This window comes from Streptomyces kaniharaensis (genome assembly GCF_009569385.1).
Taxonomy (GTDB): domain Bacteria; phylum Actinomycetota; class Actinomycetes; order Streptomycetales; family Streptomycetaceae; genus Kitasatospora; species Kitasatospora kaniharaensis.
This window is the reverse complement of the sequence record NZ_WBOF01000001.1, coordinates 3,276,626-3,290,199: the sequence shown is the minus strand read 5'-3', so window position 1 is coordinate 3,290,199 and position 13,574 is coordinate 3,276,626. Positions and strand designations below refer to the sequence as shown.

The following is a 13,574-nucleotide window of genomic DNA, read 5'->3' as shown; positions in this document are numbered from 1 at the left end:
GACGGTCCGTCCGCGATGCGGTCAGGCGGGCGGGGCGGCGCTCGGCGGGCGTCAGGCGGGCGTGATCGCGACCGCGAGCTCCAGCACGTACGGCTCGACCACCCAGCCGTCGGGGAACTCGGCGGCCATCGCCGCACGCTCGGCGGCCAGGACCGGCGCGCGCTCCGCCGGGTCCATGGAGGCCAGGTAGGAGCGGGAGGTGAGGTCGGTGATCACATGGTCGACGGTGATCCGCCGCTCCCAGCGCAGCACCGCGCGCTCGACGGCCAGGCCGGCCGGGGCGAAGTGACCGATGAACTCGCTGATCCGGCCGTAGCCGTGGTACCGGCCGGGCAGCGCGGCGGCCATCCGCTCGTCCCGGGCCCGGACCCACGGCACGGTCTCGTCGTGCACGTTCCACCAGGTCGCGAGGGCGCCGCCGGGCCGGAGCACCCGGATCGCCTCGGGGATGGCCCGTTCGGGGTGGATCCAGTGGAACGCCTGGGCGTAGGTGATCAGGTCGGCGGAGTCGTCGTGGAAGGGCAGGTCGTCGCCGGTGGCCTTGACCAGCGGCAGGCCGGGCGAGGAGGCGAGGAACTGGGCGGCCATGCCCGCGTTGGGCTCGACCGCGACGACGTCGGCGCCGCGGGCGGCGAGCAGCCGGGTGGCGATGCCGGTGCCGGCGCCGACGTCCAGGACCCGGGCGCCCTTGAGGCTCCGGCCGGACAGCCGCTCCAGCGCGTCGAACAGCTCGTCCGGGTAGCTCGGGCGGCCCCGGTCGTACTCCGCGGCCACCGTGCCGAAGCTCTCGGCGACCTCGCGGAAGTCCCGTTCCTCCGTCATGTATCCCCCTCCGTACGGCCGTTGGCGCCCGGGCGGGCGCGGCGGTTCAGCGTACGCGCGAGGGGGTGGCCAGGTGCAAGCGCGTGAAGGCGAGCGCCTCGGCGAGATCGGCCTCGCGTTCGGCGGGGGACGCGGAGCGACGGGTGTTGACCTCCAGCACCACGTGGCCGTCGAAGCCGGTGCGGGCCAGGTGCTCCAGCAGTTCGGCGCACGGCTGCTTGCCCCGGCCGGGGATCAGGTGCTCGTCCTTGCCGGAGCCGCTGCCGTCGGCGAGGTGGATGTGGGCGAGCCGGTCGCCCATCCGCTCGACCATCTCCAGCGCGTCGATCCGGGAGGTCGCGGCGTGCGAGAGGTCGATGGTGAAGTGCCGGTACTCCTCCTCGGTGACGTCCCAGCCGGGGGCGTAGGCGAGCATCTCGCGGTCCCGGTAGCGCCACGGGTACATGTTCTCGACCGCGAACCGGACGTCGGTCTCGCCCGCCATCCGGTTGATGCCCTCGACGAACTCGCGGGCGTACTGGCGCTGCCAGCGGAACGGCGGGTGCACGACGACGGCGCTCGCGCCGAGCTTCTCGGCCGCCGCCCGGGCCCGGACCAGCTTGGTCCACGGGTCGGTGGTCCAGACCCGCTGGGTGATCAGCAGGCAGGGGGCGTGCACGGCCAGGATCGGCAGCCGGTGGTGGTCGGAGAGGCGGCGCAGGGCGTCGATGTCCTGGCTGACCGGGTCGTTCCAGACCATCACCTCGACCCCGTCGTAGCCGAGCTTGGCGGCCAGTTCGAAGGCGACGGCGGTGCTCGCCGGGTACACCGAGGCGGTGGAGAGGGCGACCTTGGTGTCGGGGATGTGCAGGGCCGGGTGCGGCGGCAGCACCAGCCGGTCGGTGGTGCGCAGCAGCGGCGGGCGGCCGGCTTCGCGCCGGGCAGCCTTCACCGACTTCACGGACTGGACGGCGGCCTTGGCGGCGCCGGCGGCCCGGGCGGTGCGGGTCTGCCGTGGGGACTCGGCGGTGGCCTTCGGGGTGGCCTTCTTCGCGGCGGCCTTCTTGGCGGTCCTGCTCGCGGCCTTCTTCGCGGTGGCCTTCTGCGCGGTCCGATGGGCCGCCTTGACGGCCTTGACGGCCTTGGCGGCCTTGGCGGCCTTGGCGGCCTGCGACGCGGTGGCGCCCTTGACCGCCTTCCCGAGCGCCCGGCGCGGGTCGTCCGGCCGCGGCTGCCCCTCGCCGGGGGCGCGGCCCTCCTGCGTCCCGTCCTCACCCGCTGGTTGCACCACGGGAGCAAGCGTAAGCGGACCGCGCTCCGAACGGGACCGGACGCCGGGCCATCAGGAGGTGAGCACCGGGCCGAGGCGGTCGGCGGGGGTGTCCATGTGGTCCAGGCGACGCAGGATGATGCCCTCGCGCAGCGCCCACGGGCAGATGTCCAGTTCCTCCAGCCCGAAGAGGTCCATCGCGGCGTCGGCGACCAGGGCGCCGGCCAGCAGCTGCTTGGCCCGGCCCTCGGAGACGCCGGGGATCTGCGCCCGCTCGGCGACCGTCATGGCGGACAGCCGGGGCAGCCACGCGGACAGGCCGCTGCGGGTGAGCCGGCGGTCGGCGTACGGGCCGGCGTCGGCGGGGGCGGCGCCGGTCATCCGGGCCAGTTGCTTGAAGGTCTTGGAGGTGGCGACCGCGTGCTGCGGGGCTCCGAGCCGGGAGATCTCGCCGACCACGGTGGCCATCTCGGCCCGGACGTGGCGTCTCAGCTCGCGCAGCCCGTCCGGGTCGGCGACGTCGCCGGGCAGCCAGCGGGCGGTCAGCCGGCCGGCGCCGAGCGGCAGCGAGCAGGCGACGTCCGGCTGCTCGTCCGGGCCGCAGGCGATCTCCAGCGAGCCGCCGCCGATGTCCAGGTTGAGCAGCCGGCCGGAGGACCAGCCGAACCAGCGGCGCACCGCGAGGAAGGTGAGCCGGGCCTCGTCCTGCCCGGACAGCACCCGCAGCTCGACGCCGGTCTCGGCGGCGACCCGGCGCAGCACCTCCTCGCCGTTGGCGGCCTCCCGGACGGCGGAGGTGGCGAACGGCAGGATGTCGACGACGCCCTTGTCCTCGGCGACCCGCAGCGAGGAGGCCACGTGGCCGACCAGCCGCTCGATCCCGGCCTCGCTTATCGCCCCCTCGTCGTCGAGCAGCTCGGCGAGCCGCAGTTCGGCCTTGTGCGAGTACGCGGGCAGCGGGGCGGCACCCGGATGGGCGTCCACCACGAGGAAGTGGACCGTGTTGGAACCTACGTCGAGCACACCGAGTCGCATAACTCTCCACGCTACGCGATCCGGCCGCGCCGACGATCGGCTGCGGCGGTGATCCTGCCGGTCCCGGCGGGTCGGTACGGACCGGCGGGTGGTCCGTCAGTTCCCGCGCGGGCCCACCGGGCGGGCGGTGCGGCAGTTGGCGTCCACCCAGCGGCGGGCCGGGCCCGGGGTGTCGGTGATCAGGCCGTCGGCGTCGCGGGCGGTCATCCGCTGCCAGGACTCCTCGTCGTCGAGGGTCCACACGTACACCTCGCGCCCGGCCTTGCGCTCCGCGGCGATCCGGGAGGCGCTGGCCAGGGAGGCCTCCAGGGCGATGCCGTGCAGCGGCAGGTCGCCGGGGTTCTCGGCCAGCCCCGAGCCCTGGATGAGGACGACGGGCAGCGCGGGCGCGGCCGCGTGGGCCAGGCGCAGGTGGTCGGCGGAGAACGAGTAGAGGACGATCCGGGCACCGCTGGCGGCCGCGAGCCTGGCGATCCGGGTGACGTCCTCGGGCCGGCGCTGCCACTTGATCTCCATCAGCAGGGTGGCGTTGCTGCCGGCCACCCGCTTGAGCAGCTGCGCCAGGGTGGGCACGGGCTCGGCGGGGCCCGGGCCGATCGTCACCCGGAGGGCGGCGATCTGAGCAGCGGTCAGGTCACCGATCGCGCCCTTGCCGTTGGTGGTGCGGTCCACGGTGGCGTCGTGCATCAGCACCGGGACGCCGTCGCGGGTGGTCTGCACGTCGGTCTCCAGCCAGTCCGCGCCCTGCCGGAGCGCGGTCTCGAAGGAGGCCATGGTGTTCTCGGGGGCGTTCTGCGGGGAGCCCCGGTGGCCGATCACCATCGGCGACCCGCACAGCGGCGGCGCGGTCTCCGCCCGGGCCCGCAGGCCGGGCTCGGCGGCGGCACATCCGGCGGCCAGGACCGCGAGGGCGGCGAGGACGGCGGTCCGGGCGGCGCGGGGCGAGGCGGTCACGGCTCGGGGCTCCAGCTCTGGTCGGGCGCCGCGGAGTGCGCGCGCTCGGGAATCCAATACGGGTCGGTAGGAAACATCAAACTGGTCTGACTGCGCGACACCTCCGTCGGTTCCCTCGAAGGCTCTACCCTTGCCGGGTGGCAGCAGCAGAAACGTCCAAGAAGAAGTCCAAGGCGAAGGCCCCGGCCGCGTCGGCCCCGGTCGATCTGGCCATGCCGACCCTGCGCGCCGAGGTCCCGCTGGACTTCCCGCGCGCCTGGGTCGAGTTCAACGACCCCGACGACGAGGAGCAGGTGTTCCGCTGCGACCTCACCTGGCTGACGTCCCGCTGGTCGTGCATCTTCGGCCGGGGCTGCCACGGCATCCGCGAGGGCCGGGGCCAGTCGGACGGCTGCTGCACGCTGGGCGCGCACTACTCGGACGAGGACGACGAGAAGCGCGTCGTCGGGCACGCGGCCCGGCTGACGCCCGAGCTCTGGGAGAACTTCGCCCACGGCACCGACGCCAAGGGCCGGATCAGGACCGACGGCGGCATCACCATGCTCGACGAGGACGGCGACCGCCAGACCCGGCGGGTCGGCGGCGCCTGCATCTTCGTGAACAGCCCCGGCTTCGCGGGCGGCGCCGGCTGCGCGCTGCACGCGCTGGCACTCAAGGAGGGCCGGGAGCCGCTGGAGACCAAGCCGGACGTCTGCTGGCAGCTGCCGATCCGCCGTACCTACGACTGGATCGACCGGCCGGACGACACCCGCTACCTCCAGGTCACCATCGGCGAGTACGACCGTCGCGGCTGGGGCCCGGGCGGGCACGACCTGCACTGGTGGTGCACCGGCAGCCCGGAGGCGCACGACGGCCCGGACCCGGTGTACGTCAGCTACCGCCCCGAGCTCACCGAGCTGATGGGCAAGGCCGCGTACGACGTGCTGGCCGGCCTGTGCGAGGAGCGGATCGCGACCAAGGGCGACCGCAAGGTGGCCCCGCACCCGGCCGACCCGGTCCACAAGCCCAAGAAGGGCTGAACCGGGGCGCTCGTCGCCGCCCGTCGTTACCTGCCGTTACTTGTCGCTACTTGTCGATGTCGCCGACGACGAAGAACATCGACCCCAGGATCGCCACCATGTCGGCGACCAGCGTGCCCGGCAGCAGCTCGGTCAGCGCCTGGATGTTGTTGAAGGACGCCGAGCGCAGCTTGAGCCGCCACGGCGTCTTGTCGCCGCGCGAGACCAGGTAGTAGCCGTTGATCCCGAGCGGGTTCTCCGTCCAGGCGTAGGTGCTGCCCTCGGGGGCCTTGAGCACCTTGGGCAGCCGCAGGTTGACCGGGCCGGGCGCGAGCGTGGCGAGCTTGTCCAGGCAGGCGTCGGCCAGGTCCAGCGAGTTGGTCGTCTGCTCCAGCAGGCACTCGAAGCGGGCCAGGCAGTCGCCCTCCTCGCGGGTGACCACGGTGAGCACCTGCCGCAGCTCCTCGGAGCCGTACGCGAGGTAGGGCTCGTCGCGGCGCAGGTCGAAGTCGAGCCCGCTGGCGCGGGCGATCGGGCCGCTGACGCCGTACGCCTCGGCCTGCGCCCTGGTGAGGACGCCGACACCGGCCGTGCGGGCGCGGAAGATCTCGTTGCCGAGGACGAGCTCCTCGAAGACCGGCAGCTGGGAGCGGACGGTGGCGACGGCGGTGCGGACCCGGCCGAGCCAGCCGGCCGGCAGGTCCTCCTTGAGGCCGCCGACCCGGTTGAACATGTAGTGCATCCGGCCGCCGGAGGCCTCCTCCAGGACGTGCTGGAGGTCCTCGCGGCCGGTGAACGCGTGGAAGATCGGGGTGATGCCGCCGAGCTCCAGCGGGTAGGAGCCGAGGAACATCAGGTGGTTGAGCACCCGGTTGAGCTCGGCGAGCAGGGTGCGGATCCACACCGCCCGCTCGGGGACCTCCATGCCGAGCATCCGCTCGACGCCGAGCACCACGCCGAGCTCGTTGGCGAAGGCGGAGAGCCAGTCGTGCCGGTTGGCCAGCATGATGATCTGCCGGTAGTCGCGGGCCTCGAACAGCTTCTCCGCGCCCCGGTGCATGTACCCGATGACCGGCTCGGCGGTGACGATCCGCTCGCCGTCGAGCACCAGCTTCAGGCGCAGCACGCCGTGCGTCGCGGGGTGCTGCGGGCCGATGTTGAGCACCATGTCGGTGGTGCCCCCCTCGCCCGTGAAGTTCTCGGCTCCCGCCCCGATGCCGACCGTGGTCTCCCTCATGGACCCAGAGTCTGCCATCCCACCAGGGATTCCAAGCTTCCCGGTACCGGCATGCGGACGGCCTGGACGAGCCAGCCGAAGGCGCCGAGCCCGGCCGGGTCGGTGAGCTCGGCGCCCTCGCCGGCGCCGCCGAGCGCCCGCAGGTAGGCCGTCGGGTCGGTGGAGGCGAGGGAGAGCGGCGGGCGGGCGCCGCTCACGCCGAGGGCGTGCAGGGCTGCCCGCTGCGTCGTCCACAGGCTGTGGAGACCGGGGACGGCGACGGAGTCCAGCGCCACGTGCGCGGTGACGTCGCAGGAGCCGTCCGGCACCGGGTTCACCTCGCGGCCGTCCCGGAAGCCGGTGAAGGTGCCGAGCGGCGGGCGCCGGTCGGCGGTGTGCCCGTAGTCGACGGCGACGGCCAGACCGCGCTCCAGCCCGGCGACGGCGTGCGCCCAGGCGGCGTCCCGCGTGCCGCCGAACTCCACCAGGTCCCCGGGGCGCCCGGCCGGCCACCAGCGGGCGGCCCAGGCGGCGTCGGCCTCGGAGACCGGCTCGCCGAGCCGCTGGCAGCCGGTGGCGGTGTCCACCTCGACATAGCGCAGCACGCCGTTCTCGTCCGCCTCGCCGGCGTCCAGCGGCACGTTGTCCAGCCACTCGTTGGCGAACAGCAGCCCGGTGACGCCCCGCGGCACCTCGTCCGTCCACAGGGCTGTGGACGGCAGGCCGGCCGGGCGGTCCGCGATCTCCACGCCGTACGGGCGCAGCCGTGCGCGCACGTCCTCGGGCACGGCGGCGAGCACCCCGGTGAGCAGTTCGCCGCGGCCGGCCCCGACGTCGACGAAGGCCAGCTCCTCCGGACGGCCGAGGGCGGCGTCAACCTCGAGCAGCAGGCGGGCCACCGCGCGGGCGAATCTCGGAGAGGCGTGCACCGAGGTGCGAAAGTGCCCCGCCGGGCCCTCCGGCCTGCGGTAGAACCCGCCGTCCGGGTCGTACAGGGCCTGGTTCATGGCGGCCGCCCACCGCATCCAACTCATGTCGCGCGACGCTACCCGCCCCCGGGCGCGACGTCCCAGTCGGTGCCGGGGGTTCTCCGACCTACGGAGTAGGACGGATCGCCCTACCGGCGGACCTGGACACGTCGTACGACTGCCTACGCTTGAGACGTGCATCGACTCAACGCCTGGCTCCGCCGTCACCCCATGGTGGTCGACGCCGCCTGGGCGGCGATCGTGCTGTTCTTCGGGCTGGTGGGGAGCGACAACTTCGTCTCGGGCTGGAAGCTCGAGGCGCAGATCTCGATCGCGGTGCTGCTGCCCGCGCTGATGGTCTTCCGCCGGCGCTTCCCCGACGTCACCGTGACCGCGGCCGTGGCGATCGGCCTCGGCCAGGTCGCCGCCGACGTCGACCCGGCGTCCTCCTCCATCGCCTACCTGGTGTTCGCCTACACCGGCGCCGCGTTCGGCCGGACCTGGACGTCCCGGCTCGCGCTGGCGGCCGGCCTGGTCGCCGGACCGCTGGCCTTCTGGCGGATACACCCCGTCAAGACGCACATCGCGGACGACGGCGTCACCGCCGTCTCGAACCCGTACACCGCGGGCGAGGCGGCGCTCATCATGCTGCTGATGAGCACGCCGTTCATCCTCTGCTGGGCCTGGGGCCGGCTGACCAGGGTGCGCCGCGCCTACCTGACCGAGCTGGAGGACCGCGCCGCCCGGCTGGAGCGCGAGCGCGACGCCCAGGCCAAGGTGGCGGTCGCCGCCGAGCGCGCCCGGATCGCCCGCGAGCTGCACGACGTGGTCGCCCACAACGTCTCGGTCATGATCGTCCAGGCCGACGGCGCCGCGTACGTCCTCGACAACTCGCCCCAGCAGGCGAAGGAGGCGCTCGGCACGATCGCCTCCACGGGCCGGCAGGCCCTGGTCGAGATGCGCCGGCTGCTGGGCGTGCTGCGCACCTCCGACACCGCCGAGGAGTACGTGCCGCAGCCGGGCGTCGAGGAGCTGCCCGAACTGCTGGAGCAGGTCCGCACCGCCGGCCTCAAGGTGGACTACGCGACCTCCGGGCACCCGCGCGAGCTGCCGCGCGGCGTCGAGCTGACGGTCTACCGGATCGTCCAGGAGGCGCTCACCAACGTCCGCAAGCACGGCGGCCCCGACGTGCACGCCCGGGTCGCGGTCGACTTCGGCGAGCGCGAACTCGCCGTCCTGGTCGAGGACGACGGCCGCGGCAGCACCGACGAACAGCTCGCCGGCGGCGGCGCGGACGGCCTCGGCCACGGCCTGATCGGCATGCGCGAGCGGGTCGGCATGGTCAGCGGCAGCCTCGACGTCGGCCCCCGCCCCGGCGGCGGCTTCCGGATCCGCGCCGTCCTCCCGCTCAAGGCGGCCCACTAGCCTTCTCCGCCGTTCACCCCGAAGGAGCCCCCTTGACCATCCGCGTGATGCTCGTCGACGACCAGGAACTGCTGCGCACCGGCTTCCGGATGATCCTGCAGTCGCAGGGCGACATCGAGATCGCCGCCGAGGCCGGCGACGGCGCCCAGGCCCTGGAGCTGCTGCGGCACACCCCGGTCGACGTGATCCTCATGGACGTCCGGATGCCGCGGCTGGACGGGGTGGAGACCACCCGCCGGATCTGCCTCGCCGCGGACGGCAGCCCGCTGCCGAGCGCCCCGCACGTGCTCATCCTCACCACCTTCGACCTCGACGAGTACGCCTTCGCCGCGCTCAAGGCCGGCGCCAGCGGCTTCCTGCTCAAGGACGTGCCGCCGACCGAGCTGGTGGCCGCGATCCGCGCGGTGCACGGCGGGGACGCGGTGGTCGCGCCGACCACCACCCGCCGCATGATCGACCGCTTCGCCGAGGTGCTGCCCACCCCGCAGAGCGCCCCCGGCCCGGACGTCCTCGGCCCGCTCACCGACCGCGAGCGGGAGGTGTTCCTGCTCGTCGCCCAGGGGCTGTCGAACGGTGAGATCGCCGCCCGGCTGGTGCTCTCCGAGGCCACCGTGAAGACGCACGTCGGCCGGATCCTGGCCAAGCTCGGCCTGCGCGACCGGGTCCAGGCCGTGGTGCTCGCCTACGAGGGCGGCCTGATCCGGGCCGGGGCGGCGGACTGACAGCCCCGTAGACTGGGCCGGTACGTCCGGTACCCGAGGTGGACCGGAACGAGGAGTCGAGGACGAAGGCCGGTCCGTGAACACGTCCGACAGCGCCGACTTCGCCGGTTACGGCGAGTACGGCGAGTTCGCCCCGCTCGCCGACGGCTTCGGCGACCCGACCGACCCCGGCAACCGCCCGGCCCGGCTCGCCGTCGGCGTGGTCGGCACCGGCCGGGTGGGCCCCGCACTCGGCGCCGCCCTGCAGCTCGCCGGCCACACCGTGGTCGCCGCCTCCGGGGTCTCCGCCACCTCCCGCCGCCGCGCCGAGTCCCTGCTGCCGGGCGTACGGATCGTCACCCCGCCGCAGGTGCTGGCCGCCGCCGACCTCGTGCTGCTCACCGTGCCCGACGACGCCCTGGCCGACCTGGTGGCCGGCCTCGCCGCGACCGGCGCCGTCCGCCCCGGCCAGCTGGTCGTGCACACCTCCGGCGCGCACGGCGTCGGCATCCTGGAGCCCGCCACCCGGGCCGGGGCACTGCCGCTGGCCCTGCACCCCGCGATGACCTTCACCGGCACCTCCGTCGACCTGGACCGGCTGGCCGGCTGCCCGTTCGGCGTGACCGCGCCCGAGGAGCTGCGGCCGGTCGCCGAGGCGCTGGTGGTGGAGATGGGCGGCGAGCCCGAGTGGGTGCCCGAGGACGTCCGCCCGCTCTACCACACCGCCCTCGCGCACGGCGCGAACCACCTGGTCACGCTGGTCGCGCAGGCGATGGACCTGCTGCGCACGGCCGGCGTCGCCGAACCCGGCCGGATGCTCGGCCCGCTGCTCGGCGCCGCCCTGGACAACAGCCTGCGCTCCGGCGACGCGGCCCTCACCGGCCCGGTCGCCCGGGGCGACGCGGGCACCGTACGACGCCACCTGGCGCAGCTCAGTACGGTGTCCCCGGACATCCCGGCGGCCTACCGGGCGATGGCCCGCGCCACCGCGCAGCGGGCGCTCGCCAACGGGACGATCGACGAAGCGTCGGCGACGGCGCTGCTGGACGTACTGAACGAGGAGACTCACTGATGGCACGCGGCAAGCAGCCCGGCAAGCCCCAGCGGACACCGAAGGTCCACCGGGCCGTCGTCACCCGCACCGTGGACGACTTCGAGGCCGCGTTCTGGCCCGACGAGCGGCCGGTCGACAACGCCGTCGTGATGACCATGGGCGCCCTGCACGAGGGCCACGCCGCGCTGATCCGGGCCGCCCGCCGGCAGGTCGGGCAGGAGGGCCGGGTCGCGGTGACGGTCTTCGTCAACCCGCTGCAGTTCGGCCCGAGCGAGGACCTGGAGCGCTACCCGCGCGCCCTCGACGCGGACGTCCGGCTGGCCGAGGAGAACGGCGCCGACGTGGTGTTCGCGCCGTCCGTCGACGAGGTCTACCCGAACGGCGAGCCCCAGGTGCGCCTGGCGGCCGGCCCGATGGGCGAGCGCTTCGAGGGCGCCAGCCGGCCCGGCCACTTCGACGGCGTGCTCACCGTGGTCGCCAAGCTGCTGCACATCACCGACCCGGACTTCGCCTTCTTCGGCGAGAAGGACGCCCAGCAGCTGGCGATCATCCGCCGGATGGCCGCCGACCTGGACTTCGACGTCGAGATCATCGGCGTGCCGACCGTCCGCGAGGAGGACGGCCTGGCGCTGTCCTCGCGCAACCGGTACCTCTCCGAGGAGGACCGCTCGCGGGCCCTCGCCCTGTCCAGGGCCCTGTTCGCGGGCCGGGACGTCGCCGCGCAGGGCCCGAAGGCCGTGCGCGAGGCAGCCGCGGCCGTCCTGGACGGCGCCGAAGGTGTCACCCTTGACTACCTCGCCCTGATCGACCCGCACGACTTCAGCGAGGCGGCGGACGACTTCCAGGGCGAGGCGGTGCTGGCCGTGGCCGCGAAGGTGGGCACCACCCGCCTGATCGACAACGTCCGCATCATCGTTCGATAAGCAACACCCGTTCGGCAGGCAACCCCTCAGGCATGCACTCACTGGAGGCGTGACCCCATGCTCCGCACCATGCTCAAGTCCAAGATCCACCGGGCCACCGTGACCCAGGCCGACCTGCACTACGTCGGTTCCGTCACGGTGGACGAGGACCTGCTCGACGCCGCCGACCTGCTCCCCGGCGAGCTGGTCCACATCGTCGACATCAACAACGGCGCCCGGCTGGAGACCTACACCATCGCCGGCCCGCGCGGCTCCGGCGTGATCGGCATCAACGGCGCCGCCGCCCGTCTGGTCCACCCCGGCGACCTGGTCATACTCATCGCCTACGGGCAGATGGACACGGCCGAGGCCAAGGGCTGCGAGCCGAAGATCGTCTTCGTCGACGAGCGGAACCGGATCACCGGCCTGGGCGGCGACCCCGCGGAGGCCCAGGAGGGCACCGGACTGCTCCGCGGCGACCTGGGGGCACCTCCCAGCCGCCAGGCTGGGGGCGCGTACGGTGGCGACAACGGCGCGGCCACCGCCGCCTCGCGCTGAAGGAGTCTTTGACGCCATGTCCGCCACGCATCGCCTCACCGCCCCCGCACCCGGCTGGACGACCACCACCGACGTGGTCGTCGTCGGCTCCGGAGTGGCCGGTCTCACCGTCGCCCTCAACGTCCGCAAGGCCGGCCTGCGGGCTGTGGTGGTCACCAAGGCGATGCTGGACGACGGCTCGACCCGCTGGGCCCAGGGCGGCATCGCCGCCGCCCTGGGCGAGGGCGACACCCCCGAGCAGCACCTCGACGACACCCTCGTGGCCGGCGCCGGACTCTGCGACGAGGAGGCCGTCAGCACCCTGGTCACCGAGGGTCCGGACGCCGTCCGGCGGCTGATCGCCACCGGCGCCGCGTTCGACCGCGGCGACGACGGCGAGATCCTGCTCACCCGCGAGGGCGGCCACCACCGCCGCCGCATCGTGCACGCCGGCGGGGACGCCACCGGCGCCGAGATATCGCGCGCCCTGGTCGCCGCCGTCCGCTCCGACCCGGACCTCGAACTGATCGAGCACGCGCTCGTCCTCGACCTGCTCACCGACGCCGACGGACACGCCGCCGGCCTCACCCTGCACGTCATGGGCGAGGGCCAGCGCGACGGCGTCGGCGCCATCCGGGCCCGCGCCGTGGTGCTCGCCACCGGCGGCATGGGCCAGGTCTTCTCCGCCACCACCAACCCGGCCGTCTCCACCGGCGACGGCGTGGCGCTCGCGCTGCGGGCCGGCGCCGCCGTCACCGACCTGGAGTTCGTCCAGTTCCACCCCACCGTGCTCTGGCTCGGCCCCGAGGCCGAGGGGCAGCAGCCGCTGGTCTCCGAGGCGGTCCGCGGCGAGGGCGCCCACCTGGTGGACGCGGACGGCGTCCGGTTCATGCTCGGGCAGCACGAACTGGCCGAACTGGCCCCGCGCGACATCGTCGCCAAGGCCATCACCCGGCGGATGCAGGCCCAGGGCGCCGAGCACATGTACCTGGACGGCCGGCACTTCGGCGCCGAGATGTGGGAGCACCGTTTCCCGACCATCCTCGCCTCCTGCCGCGCCAACGGCATCGACCCGGTCACCGAGCCGATCCCGGTCGCCCCGGCCGCGCACTACGCCTCCGGCGGCATCCGCACCGACCGGCACGGCCGCACCACCGTCCCCGGCCTCTACGCGTGCGGCGAGGTCGCCTGCACCGGGGTGCACGGCGCCAACCGGCTCGCGTCCAACTCGCTGCTGGAAGGCCTGGTCTTCGCCGAGCAGATCGCCGCCGACCTGACCGACCGCCACCGGGCCGGCGAACTGCCCGAGCGCTCCGTGGACGTCGCCGCCGCCCGCGCCGCCCAGCCGGTGCCGCTGCCCCCGTCCGAGGCGCGGGCCGAGATCCAGCGGCTGATGTCGCGCGGCGCGGGCGTGCTGCGCTCGGCCGCGTCGATGGCCGACACCGCGGCCGGGCTCACGCTCATCGCCGAGCAGGCCTACGCGCACGTCGCCGAGGAGAAGCCGGCCGACCCGCGGGTGGAGACCTGGGAGGCGGCCAACCTCCTGCTGGTCGCCACCGCCCTGGTCGCCGCCGCCGCGCAGCGCGAGGAGACCCGCGGCTGCCACTGGCGCGAGGACTTCCCCGAGCGTGACGACGCCCGCTGGCGGCGCCACCTGATCACCACCCTCACCGCCTCCGGCGACCCTGTCAGCACCCCTGAGGAGCAGTAGAA

The 13,574-nt window shown here is 74.1% G+C and carries 13 protein-coding genes; 7 read left to right on the top strand and 6 right to left on the bottom strand.

Annotated elements, in window-relative coordinates:
- Positions 1-51: 51 nt before the first annotated feature.
- From F7Q99_RS15070 to F7Q99_RS15055, 4 genes are all read right to left on the bottom strand, one after another.
- Positions 52-822, bottom strand: coding sequence for a class I SAM-dependent methyltransferase (locus F7Q99_RS15070; protein WP_153461895.1), 771 nt, complete (start codon positions 820-822; stop codon positions 52-54).
- Between the two features lie 46 nt (positions 823-868).
- Positions 869-1,672: a sugar phosphate isomerase/epimerase family protein gene (locus F7Q99_RS15065; RefSeq protein WP_195911225.1), complete on the bottom strand. Its 804-nt coding sequence runs from the start codon at positions 1,670-1,672 to the stop codon at positions 869-871.
- Between the two features lie 471 nt (positions 1,673-2,143).
- The gene (locus F7Q99_RS15060) at positions 2,144-3,106 is read right to left on the bottom strand and encodes a Ppx/GppA phosphatase family protein (RefSeq protein WP_153461893.1); all 963 of its coding nucleotides are present in this window, start codon (positions 3,104-3,106) and stop codon (positions 2,144-2,146) included.
- Positions 3,107-3,202: 96 nt separating this feature from the next.
- Positions 3,203-4,060 (bottom strand): glycerophosphodiester phosphodiesterase, encoded by an 858-nt coding sequence (locus F7Q99_RS15055; protein ID WP_153461891.1) that lies wholly within the window; start codon positions 4,058-4,060, stop codon positions 3,203-3,205.
- A gap of 137 nt (positions 4,061-4,197) precedes the next feature.
- Between F7Q99_RS15055 and F7Q99_RS15050 the strand changes: the two genes are divergently transcribed.
- Positions 4,198-5,079: a hypothetical protein gene (locus F7Q99_RS15050; RefSeq protein WP_407697784.1), complete on the top strand. Its 882-nt coding sequence runs from the start codon at positions 4,198-4,200 to the stop codon at positions 5,077-5,079.
- 46 nt (positions 5,080-5,125) lie between these two features.
- Here F7Q99_RS15050 and F7Q99_RS15045 read toward each other — a convergent pair whose 3' ends face one another.
- Together F7Q99_RS15045 and F7Q99_RS15040 are read right to left on the bottom strand one after the other, a co-directional pair.
- Positions 5,126-6,295 (bottom strand): NADH-quinone oxidoreductase subunit D, encoded by a 1,170-nt coding sequence (locus F7Q99_RS15045; RefSeq protein WP_153461889.1) that lies wholly within the window; start codon positions 6,293-6,295, stop codon positions 5,126-5,128.
- The gene (locus tag F7Q99_RS15040; RefSeq protein ID WP_153461887.1) at positions 6,292-7,308 is read right to left on the bottom strand and encodes an SAM-dependent methyltransferase; all 1,017 of its coding nucleotides are present in this window, start codon (positions 7,306-7,308) and stop codon (positions 6,292-6,294) included. The genes F7Q99_RS15045 and F7Q99_RS15040 overlap by 4 nt, the downstream gene beginning before the upstream one ends.
- Before the next feature lie 129 nt (positions 7,309-7,437).
- Between F7Q99_RS15040 and F7Q99_RS15035 the strand changes: the two genes are divergently transcribed.
- The 6 genes from F7Q99_RS15035 to F7Q99_RS15010 all read left to right on the top strand — a co-directional run bounded on the left by F7Q99_RS15035 (position 7,438) and on the right by F7Q99_RS15010 (position 13,572).
- Positions 7,438-8,667 carry a sensor histidine kinase gene (locus tag F7Q99_RS15035; protein WP_326846679.1) on the top strand — a complete coding sequence of 410 codons (1,230 nt, stop codon included), beginning with the start codon at positions 7,438-7,440 and terminating at the stop codon, positions 8,665-8,667.
- A 32-nt stretch (positions 8,668-8,699) separates the two neighbouring features.
- Positions 8,700-9,389, top strand: a complete 690-nt coding sequence (locus F7Q99_RS15030) for a response regulator (protein WP_153461885.1) — start codon at positions 8,700-8,702, stop codon at positions 9,387-9,389.
- A 199-nt stretch (positions 9,390-9,588) separates the two neighbouring features.
- Positions 9,589-10,440 (top strand): Rossmann-like and DUF2520 domain-containing protein, encoded by an 852-nt coding sequence (locus F7Q99_RS15025; protein WP_326847205.1) that lies wholly within the window; start codon positions 9,589-9,591, stop codon positions 10,438-10,440.
- Positions 10,440-11,345 (top strand): pantoate--beta-alanine ligase, encoded by a 906-nt coding sequence (panC, locus tag F7Q99_RS15020; RefSeq protein WP_153461883.1) that lies wholly within the window; start codon positions 10,440-10,442, stop codon positions 11,343-11,345. Before F7Q99_RS15025 ends, panC begins: the two co-directional genes overlap by 1 nt.
- Before the next feature lie 57 nt (positions 11,346-11,402).
- Positions 11,403-11,882, top strand: a complete 480-nt coding sequence (gene panD / locus F7Q99_RS15015) for an aspartate 1-decarboxylase (RefSeq protein ID WP_153461881.1) — start codon at positions 11,403-11,405, stop codon at positions 11,880-11,882.
- 16 nt (positions 11,883-11,898) lie between these two features.
- Positions 11,899-13,572, top strand: a complete 1,674-nt coding sequence (locus tag F7Q99_RS15010; protein WP_153461879.1) for an L-aspartate oxidase — start codon at positions 11,899-11,901, stop codon at positions 13,570-13,572.
- Positions 13,573-13,574 lie beyond the last annotated feature (2 nt).

What these genes read in the sequence shown, in the direction of transcription:
- F7Q99_RS15070 (WP_153461895.1), bottom strand. Translation starts at nt 822, where the DNA reads ATGACGGAGGAACGGGACTTCCGCGAGGTCGCCGAGAGCTTCGGCACG.
- F7Q99_RS15060 (WP_153461893.1), bottom strand. Translation starts at nt 3,106, where the DNA reads ATGCGACTCGGTGTGCTCGACGTAGGTTCCAACACGGTCCACTTCCTC.
- F7Q99_RS15045 (WP_153461889.1), bottom strand. Translation starts at nt 6,295, where the DNA reads ATGAGGGAGACCACGGTCGGCATCGGGGCGGGAGCCGAGAACTTCACG.
- F7Q99_RS15040 (WP_153461887.1), bottom strand. Translation starts at nt 7,308, where the DNA reads ATGAGTTGGATGCGGTGGGCGGCCGCCATGAACCAGGCCCTGTACGAC.
- panC (WP_153461883.1), top strand. Translation starts at nt 10,440, where the DNA reads ATGGCACGCGGCAAGCAGCCCGGCAAGCCCCAGCGGACACCGAAGGTC.
- panD (WP_153461881.1), top strand. Translation starts at nt 11,403, where the DNA reads ATGCTCCGCACCATGCTCAAGTCCAAGATCCACCGGGCCACCGTGACC.
- F7Q99_RS15010 (WP_153461879.1), top strand. Translation starts at nt 11,899, where the DNA reads ATGTCCGCCACGCATCGCCTCACCGCCCCCGCACCCGGCTGGACGACC.